We start from the raw sequence: 12,857 nt of genomic DNA on the forward strand, positions 1-12,857 counted from the left end.
TGCTCGGGCGACTCTCTCCAGGCAACCGAGTGCGAGCATACGCTGGGAAAGTGTGAGCGGGCCGATAGCCCGGTGCGTGAGCGCTCAGGAATCGCGCAGGGCGTCCACCGGCTCGACGCGCGCGGCCTTGATAGCCGGGTAGCCGCCGGCGAGCAGGCCAACGAGTGCGCCGACCACCACGCCAACCGGCGCGGCCCAGATCGCGAGCACCGGCGTCCAGTTCTGGACGAGGCACACCCCGATGAGCGCGAACAGCCCCACCACGACCCCGATGAGGCCACCGAGCACGCCAACGGTCACCGACTCCAGCATGAACTGTTGCGCGATGTCCCGGGTGCGCGCGCCGAGCGCGCGTCGCAGGCCGATCTCGCCGCGGCGCTCGGTGACGGAGAGCAGCGTCACGTTGGCGATGCCGATGCCGCCGCCGATGAGCGCAACGATGCCGATGGCGAGGAACAGGACGTTGATGTCCGACTCGACGCTCTCCTGCAGCGAGCTCGTGTTCGTCGGCGCACCCACCTTGAACGCGTCGGGCGAGTTCGGGTTGAGCGCGATGGGCGCCTGCTTCGCCACGACCGAGCCCGCGCCAACATCGATGCGAATGTCGAGGTTCTGCGCGGCGCCGAGCCCGAGTTCCGAGCGCGCGGTCTCGAGCGGCACGATCACCGCGTCGAGCAGATTCTCGCGGGTGCCGACCTTCCCGAGGATCCCGATCACCGTGTACGCGCGGCCGTCGACGAAGACGGCGGGTTGCCCGGTGACGCGGTTAACGCCCAGCCGCTTCGCGGCCTCAGCGCCGAGCACCGCCACGCGGTCGTGGCGCGCGTCGTGCCCGCTGTCGAAGAAGCGGCCAGCGCGGATCTTGCCCTGGACGACCTCGAGCAGCTCGGGGGACGCGGCGAGCACGGGCGGGGACGCCTTCTGCGACTCGGACGGATCCTTCACCTGCACGGCCTCGACCTCCAGCGAGGTGGGGAGCTTGCCGATGAGGGCGGCGCTCTCCACCCCGGCCAGCGGGGTCACGCGGTCGACGGCGTCCCACGGGAGCTTCGCCGTTGCGCGCTCCTTCCCGCCTGCGGCTTTGGCCGTGCCGGGCTCCACCGTCACGCGTGTGGCTGCGAGCGCGTCGAACTGCTGCGAGATCTGGCCAGCCGCGGTCTGTGCGAAGCCGATCGTCGCGACGAGGGACGCGATGCCCAGCACGGTGCCGATGAGGGTGATCACGAGCCGCGATGGTCGCGACCCGATGCCTTCGAACGCCTCGTGGATCAGCGCGCGGAATGGGATGCGGCCGCTCATGCCAGCTCCTGCAGCTCGCCGTCGCTGATGCGCACGCGACGGCGCGCGGCCTCGGCTACCTTCGCGTCGTGGGTGATCATGACGACGGTGAGTCCGTCGGCACCGAGCTCATCAAACAGCCGCATGATCGAGCGTGAGTTCTCGCGGTCCAGGTTGCCGGTCGGCTCGTCGGCGAGGAGGAGCCGCGGGGAGGTGCAGACCGCGCGGGCGATGGCAACACGTTGCCGCTCGCCGCCGGACAACGTGTTCGGGGAGAAATCGACGCGGTGGCTCAGGCCGACGCGCTCCAGCGCGGCGCGGGCGAGCGGCTCGCGCTCTTCGCGGGTGAGGCCGGCATAGGTGCCAGCGAGCATGACGTTCTCGAGCACCGAGCGGGTGGGCATGAGGTGGAACGACTGGAACACGAAGCCGACGGCTCGCCCGCGCAGCGCGGAGCGCTGGTCGTCGCTCAGCTGCGCAACGTCGATTCCCTCGAACAGGAATGTGCCAGTGCTCGGGCGGTCGAGCAGTCCGAGCGTGTTGAGCATGGTCGACTTGCCCGATCCGGACGGGCCGACGATCGCGAGGTAGTCCCCGCGCTCGACAGAGAGGTTCACACCGCGGAGCGCGTTCACCGGCGGCGGGCCGGGGAAAAAGCGCGTGACCTCGTCGAGCTGCACGATCGGACCGTCGAAGTCCGGGTTGCCAGCAGCGAGCGCGCCGCCGTCGCTCTGCGCCTCGCGTGCGTTGGCGCGTGCGCGCTTCCGCGCGCGCCGCACGACGGCGCGGTCGGACTCGGCCTGCCGGCCTGGCGCCGGTTCTGGCTGCTCGGGTGCAGGATCGGTGTCCGCGAAGAGGGAATCGAGCGAGCTCATCGACCGACCACGACGCGGGCACCCGCGGCGATCCGCGAGTCCTCGGAGCTGATCTCGACGTATCCGTCGGCCGCGAGCCCGGTCTTCACGGTCACGATCTCGGTCTCCGCGTCTGCGCCCTGGTCCTCGGAGACGAGCAGCTCAACGCGGTCCTCGCCGCTCGATCCAGCGGAGAGTGCGGCGATCGGCACCGCGAGCACCTCGCCGTCGGTCGCGGCAACGGGCACGCGCACGCGCACGTTGGTGCCGCGCAGCGCGTCGATCTGCTCCGGCTTCAGGTCGACGGGGGTGAGGCGCACGGTGTAGCGAGTGGAGTCCCCACCGCCGGCACCGCCAGCACCGCCGGCACCGCCCCCTCCGGAGCCGTCGCCGCCGTCGCCGCCCTCACCGTCGCCGCCCGACTTCGCGCTCTTGGGTGCGACGATCTGCGTCACCTTCGCGTTCAGGTCGGTGCCGTCGGGGCCGGGGTACGTTGCGATGAGCCCCTCGCTCAGCAGCTCGGCGTCCTGCTTGGAGATGCTGCCCTCGATGGTCAGGGTCGCGCCCGACACGGTCATGGGCGAGCCGGAGAGGATGTCGCCGCGTGCTACCGAGACCTCATCGACGCGGCGGGGGAGGCCACCGAGGAAGAGCGCCTCGCTCGACGGCAGCGTGGGTAGCACGCCCTGCTGCGCGGTCGCGAGCGCCTCCTGCGCGTCGACGAGCGCGTCGTTCGCGGAGGTGACGGCTGCCTGCTCTGAGAGCACGTTCTTCGCGCCACCGTCGCTCGCCTCCTGCAGCGCGGCCTGCGCCTGCGCGAGCTGCACCCCGGCGTCGCGCGCCGCGCGCTCGGCACTCTGCAGCGCGTCCTGTGCTTCAGCGCCGCCCGCGGCGGCCGAGTAGCCGATCTGCTCGTAGAGCGCGCCGAGCGCGGTCGCCGTGTCGTATTCGAAGACGTCGGACGCGGTGTCGCCGGCCCAGAACCCCATGCCGTCAAGCGCGGTCTTCAGCTGGGTGACGTCGGGTCCCCGCATGCCGATGCTGAGCGAACGGTACGCGGGGAGCGTGCCAGGCAGCACGATGACGGGCCGGCCGGCAACCTCAAGGGCGATGTTCGCGGCTTTGAAGACCGTACCGACCTCAGGAACATGGCCCGTGACGACGGGTCGGTCCTCGGAGCCCGCGGCGTCGATACTGACGCTCACGGCGTCGGCATAGGTCACTTCGCCGCGCGTCACGACGGTGTTCTCCAGTTCGCGCTCCTCGACCGGGGCCGTGACCGGCCCGGCCTTCGGCGGCGCAGTGCGTGCGGCGAGCTCGGCGGGGGAGACGATGAACTGCATCACGGCAACGCCGATCAGCAGTGAGACGACCGCGACCGCGGCGATGAGGCCGACGAGCCGGGTTCCAGACCAGTTTCCCCGCAGCCCGCGACGCGCACGCCCCGGTGCGGCGTCTGCGCCGTCGCTCGATGGTTCGTCCGCCTCGGTGAGGCCGGCCGAGGTGACCGTCGAGTCGGCATGCTGCTGCGCCGCCCGGGCACGCTTGCGCTTCGGGCGCTGGGGGAACTTCACCGGAGTTAGTCCTTCGTCTTCGTGCTGTGCTTTGAGGTCAGTGCTTCGAGCTCGGACTTGTGCTCGTCAACGAACTTCTGCTGCGCGTCGAACATGATCTTCTGCTCGGTCTTTTCGAAATCGACCTTCTTCTTGCAGCTGAGGTCTGCGGTGGCCATCTCGATCTCGCGCTTCTGGAACTCGTCCTTCTGCTTTTTGCTCGGCTCCTTGTACTCCTCATCCGTGGAGCCACCCAGGCCGTAGTACTCCTCGTTCATGGAGTTCTGCGCAGTCATGGGGGACGTGAGGTCAGGGTAGCCCGCCTCAGCCATGCAGTCTGACCACTTCGCGTTGAGCTTTTCGATCTCCGGGGCGGGGTTCTCCTCGTCCCACATGCCGCTGTACATCTCGTTCATCGCGGCGAAGAGATCAGCGAACTCAGGGTCCTCGTAGGCCGCGGCCATGTCGCCGTTCACCTCGTGCTGTGCGGCGCCGTAGCAGCCCTCTTGCGTCCAGTCGCTCTGGTAGCTGCCGCTCTCTTCCATCTCGGCCATCTGTTCTTCGGTGGGGCCGGTGCCGTGGAGGGTCTCGTAGTAGGCCTGTTGCTCGGACTCGCTGAGGGACTCTACATAGTCCTGGTTCGGATCCACCCACTCCTCGCTGGGATCCTCGGTCTGATCGTTCATGCCAGGCCAGTTGACGATGCCGTAGCCGTACTCCTTGACGAACTCCTCGCTGCCCCAGACCGGGCCGTCCTGCTCGTCTTCCGAGCTGATCACCACGCCGCCTGACTGCGTGTTGGGCTTGTATTCGAAGCCCTCCTTCGTCATGCACTCGGCGACGAGCTCTTCGATCTTCAGCTGATCCTTGTCGAGCTTTTCCTGCGTGTACTCCTCGCCGTCCCAGAGCACGGAGAGGTACTTGTCGAGTGGCCCCTCCTCGATCTCAGCGCTCGTACCTTCGGACGAGCTGCTGCAGCCGGTGAGCACCAGTGCCGTCAGCGCGATGGTAGCGGGAAGCCAGATCCGTGCGGAACGCGTGCGTGAAGTCATGCCACCTCATAGTGTGAGTAGGTCGTTGCGGCGCGCGCCGCAACGGGGTCGAGTAATTCGTCAAGTTAGCACAGCCGTCTCACGCTGCGTGCGGTTTTCCACAAGGTCGGTACCGGGGTACCACGAATGGAGTAGATCGCGGTGCCGCGCCGCTACTGAGGGCTGCGCTCAGCGCAGGTTATGCGTGGTGCCGGCCGCGGCGCATCCCTCGGGCGAGGGGGCACCCCGACCTATACTTGACACCATGCAGACCCCGCAGTTTGGCGCTGATCAGGCGTCTCTCTCCAGTTCGCGCCGTGCGCATGTCCGACTCCGCTGAGCGAGCGACCCCGGGCTGGTCACTCCCAGCTTGGGCGGAGCGCTCACCCGTCCTCGCGAGGGTGATGCGCTGGCTGCTCGGCTCACGCTTTGTCGATCCACCCATTCGCGGTTTCGCGCTGCTGCTGGGGCTGTCGACCCTCCTGCCCTCCGCTGCGGAAAGCTCGGACCCGCTGTACCTCGTCTTCCACTACGCCTCCGGGCTGCTCATCATCGCGAGCGCGTTCGCGCCGCTCGCGAGCGGCGCGGTCGCGGCGGCACTCTTCGTCGTGTTCCTCATGGTGTTCCCCGAATACCTCAACCCGTTCTCCACCGCGCTCGAGTTCGCCTCCGGGCTCCTGCTTGTCGCGTTCGCGTGGCGCTGGTCGCTCGTCATGCTCGGCGTGCTCATCGGGGCCGGCTGGTTGGCGCGGACGTTCGCGCCGGACACCGTGATGCCGCTCGGGATGCAGCTCTACTCGTGGGCGTACATCGCCCTGCTCGGCGCGGCGGCCTGCCTCGTCGAGATGCGGATCCGCCGCGAGATCACCGCGCGCGAGCGGAACGCGCGCGAGCACGAGCGCGAGTTGCAGCGCATGCGCCTCGGCGTCGCGACCGATGTGCACGACACGGTGTCGCACGGCCTCGCGACGCAGCTCGCGATCGTTCGCCTGCTCGCGGTCGAGCAGGATCGCGGCGAGTCCCAGCGCATGCTCGGCGAGCTCGCGGTGCGCACCGAGAGCGCGCAGGACGAGCTCCGCGCCCTCCTGTCCGGGCTGCACGGCGGTGCCGGATCCGGCGCGTCAGCGCTGCCCGTCGGCGCCGCAGAACTGCGCAGCGCCGTTGCGCGCCTCGGTGAGGCCGCTGCGGCCGGCGGCTCGCGCATCAACGCGCACTACGGGGAGCTGCCCGAGGTGCTGAGTCAGGACGCGCTCGACGACGCCGTGCTGGTGCTCCGCGAGCTCGTGACGAACATCATCAAGCACGCAGCCGGGTCGGGGGAGCGCGAGCTCAGCGTCGACACGGTCACCGACGCGCGCGGGAGCTGGCTGCTCCTGCAGTCGGAGAATCCCGTTGCCCAGTCGGTCACCCAGGTGCCGTGGAGCCTCTCGGCCCGCGTCGCCCAGCGCGGCGGGATCTGCGAAGCGGAGACGCGCGCCTCCCGCTACCGGGTTCGCGTGCTCCTGCCGCTCGCGGGCGCGCAGCAGCAGGCCGCGGGAGCCGGCGCCGATTCGTCCCCCGAACGGGGGATGCCGGATCCCGGGAAGGTCGATGAAATGAGGGTGTGAAGCCCCTCAGCATTGCACTCGCCGCGCCCCTCCGTGCCGCCGCGCTCCGTGCCAGCGCGCTCTGCGTCACCGCCGCCTGCCTCACTGCCCTCTGCGCGATCGGCGTGGTGGCCCAGCCCGCCGCCGCGGTCGTCACGACGGAGGCCAGCCAGACCGAGGCGAGTCAGACCGAGGTCACCCAGACCGAGGACGAGATCCCCGGCGATCCGTATGCTGGCCAGGAGAACGTCCTCGCCACGGTCGCTGAGTGCAAGTTCTGGTTCGTCCACAACAAGCCCCTGTATCGGAAGTACTGCCTGTGAGCATCAACGCCCCAGCCGCCGCGCACGCGCCGGTCGCCGCGCAGGAACCGCTGCGCGTGCTCGTCGTCGACGACGACCCGTGGACCACGCGCGCCGTGGTGCACGCGCTCGCGGGCGATCCCGGGCTGCGCCCGCTCCTTCCCGTGCACAGCGGGGAGGCCGCCGTCGCGGCGTACGAGGAGCATCGCCCCGACGTCGTGCTCATGGACCTCAGCATGCCGCCGGGGATGAGCGGGATCGAGGCCACGGCGCTCATCAGGCGCATCGATCCCGGCGCCTGCGTCGTCGTGCTCACGACGGTGTCGCCCGGACCAGGGGTGGCGCGCGCGCTCGAGGCCGGTGCGATCTGCGCGCTGCAGAAGACCGCACCGCCAGACACGCTGTGCGCGGCCGTGAAGCTCGCCGCCGACGGCGGTGCCCCGACGCTCCTGAAGCGCCTCGCGAGCGACATCTCAATCGCGGGGGATCCGCTCCCCGACGCGCCGATCGTCGCGCCGGTGCTGACGCCGGCCGAGTACGCGATCCTGCGGCTCGTGTGCGAGGGGCGCAGCTACGAGGAGATCGGCGAGCAGCAGGGAATCACGGTGTGGACCGCGAAGTCGCACGTCAAGCGGCTCCGCGAGAAGCTCGCCGCCGAGAACCTCGCGCAGCTCGTGGTGCGCGCCCTGCAGTTCAGCTTCATCGGGGGATGAGCGCGGCGCGCGAGCGCCGCAGCGCCTCAGCGCGCCGGCGTGTCGATGAGCCGGGAGAGCTGCGCTCCGACGCGCTCGAACTCGATCAGGAACGCGTCGTGGCCGAACGGTGAATCAATGCGCGTGGCCTGATCCCCATCGAGACTCCCCGGGGTGTGCCGCGCGATCTCGTCCTGCCCGTCGATGGTGAACAGGCGGTCGCTCGGGATCCCGATGACGAGCGTCGGGAGATCGAGGGTCGCGAGTGCTGCGCGCACGCCCCCGCGCCCGCGCCCAACGTCGTGCGAGTTCATCGCCTGCACGAGCGTGACGTAGCTGCCGGCATCGAAGCGGCGGGTGAATTTGTTCCCGTGGAAGTCGAGGTACGACTCGACGGCGAAGCGGCCGCCGCCGCCGAGCGGGCTCACCGCGGACTGCCACGACCGGCCGAAACGCTCGTCGAGCTCGGTGTTGCTGCGGTAGTTCAGGAGCGCCAGCCGGCGCGCAGTCGCGAGGCCGTGGTGCGGGCCGACGCCGTCAGGGGCGTCGTAGTAGTTGCCGTCGCGGTAGCTCGGATCCGAGCGGATCGCCTCGAGCTGCACGAGGTTCAGCCCGATCTGGTCCGCGGTCGTGACGGGCGGCGCGGCGATCACCGCGAGCCGGTCGACACGGTCGCGATGGGTGAGGCCCCACTCGAGCGCGTGCATCCCGCCCATCGAACCGCCGATCACGGTGTGGAAGCGCGCGATGCCGAGCGCGTCGGCGAAGCGCGCCGTCGCCTCGACCTGATCCCGGATCGTGAGGTAGGGGAAGCTGCCGCCCCACTCCTGCCCGGCTGGGGAGAGCGATGCTGGGCCGGTGCTGCCCTGGCAGCCGCCCAGCACGTTCGGGGCGACGATGCAGAAGCGGTCGGTGTCGAGCGGGCGCCCCGGCCCGACGATCTCGGTCCACCAGCCGTCCGTTGGGTGCCCGGGCCCTGCCGAGCCGACGAGGTGACTGTCGCCGGTCAGCGCGTGGAAGACGAGGATCGCGTTGTCACGCGCCTCGTTCAGCTCGCCGAACGTCTCGTACGCGATCCGCACGGCCGGCAGTTCGCCGCCGAACTCCGGCTGGAACGCGCCGATCGACACGAACTTCCGCGCGCCGACGGGGTCGCCGTCTCGCCACGCGCCCGAGATCGGAGGGCGACCCATGAGCGCGCGCAGCTGCGCATCGGTGATGAAGTCTGTGGGGAACGAATCCTCAGGGGTCTGCCAGTCCATAGCTCCTCATTGTGCCCGGCTCGCGGACGCGGCGGGCGAATATTACGACGCGGGGGTGGGGTGCTGTCGAAAACACCCCACCCCCGCGTGGAATCCGTGCCCTGGCGGGCGCGGGCCGTGCCCGTGTTACGCGCGGGCCGCCGCAACGACCGCGCGCGCCGCGGCGAAGCCCTTCTCCAGGTCGGCCTTGATGTCGTCGATGTGCTCCAGGCCAACCGAGAGTCGCACGAGCCCCGGCGTGACGCCGGCGGTGAGCTGCTGCTCCGGCGTCAGCTGCGAGTGCGTGGTCGACGCCGGGTGGATGATCAGCGAGCGGACGTCGCCGATGTTCGCGACGTGGCTGAACAGCTCGACGTTCTCGACGACCGCGCGGCCAGCGTCGACGCCGCCCTTCAGCTCGAAGGAGAGCACCGCGCCGACGCCCTTCGGTGCGTACTGGTTCGCCGCCGCGTACCAGGGGCTCGTCGGCAGGCCGGAGTAGTAGACCGTCGCGACGTCGTCGTGGGAGTCCAGCCACTCGGCGATCGCCTGCGCGTTCTGGACGTGGCGCTCGATGCGCAGCGACAGCGTCTCGATGCCCTGCAGCAGCAGCCACGCGTTCAGCGGCGCGATCGCCGAACCGAGGTCGCGCAGCAGCTGCACGCGCGCCTTGATGATGTACGCGATCGGGTCGCCAACCGCGCCCGTGTAGCTCACGCCGTTGTACGAGGGATCCGGCTCGGTCAGCCCCGGGAACTTGTCCGCGTGCTGCGACCAGGGGAACGTGCCACCGTCGACGATGACGCCGCCGAGGGTCGTGCCGTGGCCGCCGAGGAACTTCGTCGCCGAGTGCAGCACGATGTCGGCGCCGTGCTCGAACGGGCGAACGAGGTACGGGCTCGCGACCGTGTTATCGATGATGAGCGGCAGGTGGTTCTCGTGCGCAACGTCGGCAACCGAGCGGATGTCGAGCACGTTCGAGCGGGGGTTCGCGATCGACTCCGCGAAGAACAGCTTCGTGTTCGGGCGGACGGCGCGCTGCCACGCGGCCGGATCGTCCTGATCCTCAACGAAGGTGACCTCGATGCCGAGCTTCGCGAGCGAGTACTTGAAGAGGTTGTACGTGCCACCGTAGATCGAGCTCGACGAGACGATGTGGTCGCCGGCGTTCGCGATGTTCAGCACCGCGAACGTCGACGCCGCCTGGCCGCTCGCGAGGAGCAGCGCGCCCGTGCCGCCCTCGAGCGCGGCGATGCGCTGCTCGGCGACCTCCTGCGTCGGGTTCGTGATGCGCGTGTAGATGGGGCCGAGCTCAGCGAGCGCGAAGCGGTTCGCCGCCTGCGCCGAGTCCTCGAACACGAACGCCGTGGTCTGGTGAATCGGCAGCGCGCGCGAACCCGTCGTTGGGTCCGGCTCCTGGCCGGCGTGGATCTGCTTGGTCTCAAAGCCCCAAACGTTCTGCTCAGTCATGACTGCTCCTTGCTGCGTGTGCGCCAAGCGGCGCGAAAGTCTGTGAAAGAAAGGGAAGTGGTGCTGGGAACGAGCGTACGAGGTGCGCCCCCTCCCGGCAACGTGACCCGACACCGCACGTAATGAAGCCTGTCGGTGGTGCCCGCTACGCTGAGACGAACAGCGAGCGGGACGGAGCAGCGCATGACACAGCGAGTAGTGGTGACCGGGGCGAGCTCAGGCATCGGAGCGGCGACCGTGCGGCGCTTCGCCGCGCGCGGCTGGCAGACCGTCGCGGTGGCGCGCCGCGCGGACCGGCTGGCCGCGCTCGCGGCGGAGACCGGCGCGCACCCGATCGTGTGCGACGTCACCGACGAGGCGCAGGTGGCGGCGCTCGCCGCAGCGGTCGCGGCGAGCGGCGGGGCGACCGGCCTCGTGAACAACGCGGGCGGCGCCATCGGCACCGAGTCCGTCGAGGCGTCGTCGAATGACGACTGGCGGCGCATGTTCGAGGTCAACGTGCTCGGGCTGCGCTCGGTCACCGCGGCGCTCCTCCCCGTCCTCCGCGCCGGGGCCACCGAGACGGGCTGGGCCACGATCCTCAACGTGACCTCGACCGCCGGGCACAGCGTGTACGCGGGCGGCGGGGGCTACAACGCGGCCAAGTTCGCGGCGCACGCCGTCACCGGGGTGCTGCGGCTCGAACTCGCTGGCGAGCCGATCCGCGTCATGGAGCTCGCGCCGGGGCTCGTGCACACGGAAGAGTTCACCCTCAACCGGCTGCGCGGCGACGCGGCGGCCGCCGCCGCGCCCTACGCCGATGTGCAGCCGCTGCAGGCCGAGGAGGTCGCCGAGGTGCTCGTGTCCGCGTTCGAGCAGCCGCCGCACGTCAACCAGGACCTCATCGTGCTGCGGCCCGTCGCGCAGTCGAGCGTCTTCCACACGCACCGCGGCCCGCTCACGCCGCGGAGCTGAGGGGCGAGCATGACCACCGAGACCGGGGTGACAGGGTCCGGGCTGCCCGCCGGCGCGCTCCGCGAGCTCGTCACCGCCGGCCGCATCGCCCGCGACTGGGGGAGCGCGCTCGCCGCCGTCGCACCGCAGTTCGATGCGGTCGCCGAAGTCGTCGCGGCGGAGCGCGCGGCCCACCGCGTGCTCCCGGATCCCGATCTGGTGTTCGCGGCGTTCGAGCGGCCGCTCGCTGACGTGCGCGTGCTCATCGTCGGGCAGGACCCGTACCCAACGCCCGGGCACGCGATCGGCCTGTCGTTCGCGACCGACGCCGCGGTGCGGCCCCTGCCGCGCAGCCTGCAGAACATCTCGCGCGAGCTGAGCGCGGATCTCGGGATCGAGCCGCTGCCGAACGGGGATCTGCGCCCCTGGGCTGAGCAGGGCGTGCTGCTGCTCAACCGCGTGCTCACGGTGCGCGCGGGCGAGGCCGGCTCGCACCGGAAGCTCGGCTGGGAGGCGATCACCGAGTGCGCCATCCGCGCGCTTGTCGCACGCGGTGGGCCGCTCGTCGCGATCCTGTGGGGGAGCGACGCGCGCGGCCTCGCGCCGCTGCTCGGCGAGACGCCGGTGATCGAGAGCGCGCACCCGTCGCCGCTGTCCGCGTCGCGCGGGTTCTTCGGCTCGCGGCCGTTCAGCCGCGCGAACGCGGCGCTCGCCGCGCAGGGCGCTGCGCCCATCGACTGGCGGATCGCTGGTGCGCCGCCGGCGCAGCCGACGCTCTCGCTCTGGGCCTGAGCGCGCGCTGCCCTGCCCTGCGCTGCCCTGCCCTGCCCTGCCCCGGCCCTGCGCTCGCCTCCCGCGCGCTCGCCTGCCTTCCTGCCCCCAATTCGCACGGAGAAATCGCGAATCTCGGAGGGTTTTGACCGCAGGGCTCTGAGAAAACAGATTTCTCCGTTCGGGTTGGTGGGGTTCTTCGGGAATCTGCGGGGTTCCCTGGAACCCCCAGAAGCCCGCAAGCCCCGAAGCGCTGGGGACGGGCGTCCCCGGGATCGTGTAGACTTGGCAGCTGTACTTCGGCGAGGGGCGCTTCTGCGCCCGTTATCGACGCGGGACGGAACGCCTCTGCGGGCCATCTTGCTGCGTTGCAACGCAAGTGCGAGACACCAGATCTGGCGGCCCGGCCGCCCTGACCGGGCTTCGGCCCGCAAGGAGAACATCATGACGGACACCAACACGCTCGTCGCAACCGCTCGCGAGAGCTTCGGCAAGGGCGTCGCCCGCAAGCTCCGCGCCGTCGGCCAGACCCCCGCGGTCATCTACGGCCACGGCACCGACCCCGTGCACATCTCGGTGGAGACGCACCCGCTGAGCCTCATCATCCGCCACGCGAACGCGCTCATCGAGCTCGACATCGCCGGCAAGAAGCAGCTCGTGCTCGTCAAGGACGTGCAGAAGGATCCGGTACGCCAGATCATCGAGCACGTTGACCTCGTGATCGTCAAGAAGGGCGAGACCGTCGAGGTCGAGGTGCCCCTGCACGTCTCGGGTGAGCCCTTCAACGGCGCGAACGCGCTGCAGGAGCTCAACACCGTGCGCCTGAGCGTTCCCGCGACCGCGATCCCCGAGAACATCACCGTTGACGTTGAGGGCCTTGAGGACGGCACCCAGATCCTCGCCGGCGCGATCGCGCTGCCCAAGGGCGCGAGCCTGCTCGACGCTGAGGACGCACTCGCCGTCAACATCGTCGCACCCCGTGCCGCTGCCGCGGACGAGGAGGAGCAGGACGAGGCGGCTGCCGAGTAAGCAGCTCAGACCTTCGGGCCCGTCGGCTCGGCGTTCGCGCCGGGCCGACGGGCCGTTTGTCTCTGTGCCCGTCGTGGCGCCGCGCCACGCGCCCAGTGAATGTCGGTGGTGTCTGCG

Annotated in this window: 12 protein-coding genes; 6 read left to right on the forward strand and 6 right to left on the reverse strand. The window is 70.2% G+C overall.

All coding sequences use genetic code 11. The features are described 5' to 3' along the window. Window positions 1–84: 84 nt before the first annotated feature. Genes EGM46_RS07095 through EGM46_RS07110 form a run of 4 tightly spaced genes read right to left on the reverse strand, consistent with a single transcriptional unit; the run spans window position 85 to window position 4,737 of the window. Entirely contained in the window at window positions 85–1,299 is a 1,215-nt protein-coding gene (locus EGM46_RS07095; protein ID WP_125099462.1) for an ABC transporter permease, read from the reverse strand. After that, window positions 1,296–2,153 (reverse strand): ABC transporter ATP-binding protein, encoded by an 858-nt coding sequence (locus tag EGM46_RS07100; protein WP_125099463.1) that lies wholly within the window; start codon window positions 2,151–2,153, stop codon window positions 1,296–1,298. Before EGM46_RS07100 ends, EGM46_RS07095 begins: the two co-directional genes overlap by 4 nt. After that, window positions 2,150–3,706: a hypothetical protein gene (locus EGM46_RS07105; RefSeq protein WP_125099464.1), complete on the reverse strand. Its 1,557-nt coding sequence runs from the start codon at window positions 3,704–3,706 to the stop codon at window positions 2,150–2,152. The genes EGM46_RS07100 and EGM46_RS07105 overlap by 4 nt, the downstream gene beginning before the upstream one ends. 5 nt (window positions 3,707–3,711) lie before the next feature. Next, window positions 3,712–4,737 (reverse strand): hypothetical protein, encoded by a 1,026-nt coding sequence (locus EGM46_RS07110; RefSeq protein ID WP_125099465.1) that lies wholly within the window; start codon window positions 4,735–4,737, stop codon window positions 3,712–3,714. Between the two features lie 302 nt (window positions 4,738–5,039). Here EGM46_RS07110 and EGM46_RS07115 point away from each other — a divergent pair, with 302 nt between their 5' ends. Genes EGM46_RS07115 through EGM46_RS07125 form a run of 3 tightly spaced genes read left to right on the forward strand, consistent with a single transcriptional unit; the run spans window position 5,040 to window position 7,317 of the window. Further along, on the forward strand, window positions 5,040–6,323 hold the full coding sequence (locus EGM46_RS07115; protein WP_125099466.1) for a histidine kinase: 1,284 nt from the start codon (window positions 5,040–5,042) through the stop codon (window positions 6,321–6,323). Next, window positions 6,320–6,625: a hypothetical protein gene (locus EGM46_RS07120; protein ID WP_125099467.1), complete on the forward strand. Its 306-nt coding sequence runs from the start codon at window positions 6,320–6,322 to the stop codon at window positions 6,623–6,625. The genes EGM46_RS07115 and EGM46_RS07120 overlap by 4 nt, the downstream gene beginning before the upstream one ends. Next, a complete protein-coding gene (locus EGM46_RS07125) occupies window positions 6,622–7,317 on the forward strand; it encodes a response regulator transcription factor (protein WP_241156228.1) in 696 nt (231 codons plus the stop codon). The genes EGM46_RS07120 and EGM46_RS07125 overlap by 4 nt, the downstream gene beginning before the upstream one ends. Before the next feature lie 26 nt (window positions 7,318–7,343). Here the strand turns inward: EGM46_RS07125 and metX are convergent, their stop codons facing one another. Beyond that, a complete protein-coding gene (metX, locus tag EGM46_RS07130) occupies window positions 7,344–8,558 on the reverse strand; it encodes a homoserine O-acetyltransferase MetX (protein WP_125099468.1) in 1,215 nt (404 codons plus the stop codon). A gap of 126 nt (window positions 8,559–8,684) precedes the next feature. Beyond that, on the reverse strand, window positions 8,685–10,007 hold the full coding sequence (locus tag EGM46_RS07135; protein ID WP_125099469.1) for a bifunctional o-acetylhomoserine/o-acetylserine sulfhydrylase: 1,323 nt from the start codon (window positions 10,005–10,007) through the stop codon (window positions 8,685–8,687). 183 nt (window positions 10,008–10,190) lie between these two features. Between EGM46_RS07135 and EGM46_RS07140 the strand changes: the two genes are divergently transcribed. The 3 genes from EGM46_RS07140 (at window position 10,191) to EGM46_RS07150 (ending at window position 12,740) form a co-directional block, all read left to right on the forward strand. Continuing rightward, window positions 10,191–10,961 carry an SDR family oxidoreductase gene (locus EGM46_RS07140; RefSeq protein WP_125099470.1) on the forward strand — a complete coding sequence of 257 codons (771 nt, stop codon included), beginning with the start codon at window positions 10,191–10,193 and terminating at the stop codon, window positions 10,959–10,961. A gap of 9 nt (window positions 10,962–10,970) precedes the next feature. Continuing rightward, the gene (locus EGM46_RS07145) at window positions 10,971–11,732 is read left to right on the forward strand and encodes a uracil-DNA glycosylase (RefSeq protein WP_125099471.1); all 762 of its coding nucleotides are present in this window, start codon (window positions 10,971–10,973) and stop codon (window positions 11,730–11,732) included. A gap of 423 nt (window positions 11,733–12,155) precedes the next feature. Further along, window positions 12,156–12,740, forward strand: a complete 585-nt coding sequence (locus tag EGM46_RS07150) for a 50S ribosomal protein L25/general stress protein Ctc (RefSeq protein ID WP_206427526.1) — start codon at window positions 12,156–12,158, stop codon at window positions 12,738–12,740. Window positions 12,741–12,857: the final 117 nt, after the last annotated feature.

Origin of the sequence: Leucobacter chromiireducens (assembly GCF_003917135.1) — a bacterium.
GTDB classification, from domain to species: domain Bacteria; phylum Actinomycetota; class Actinomycetes; order Actinomycetales; family Microbacteriaceae; genus Leucobacter; species Leucobacter chromiireducens_A.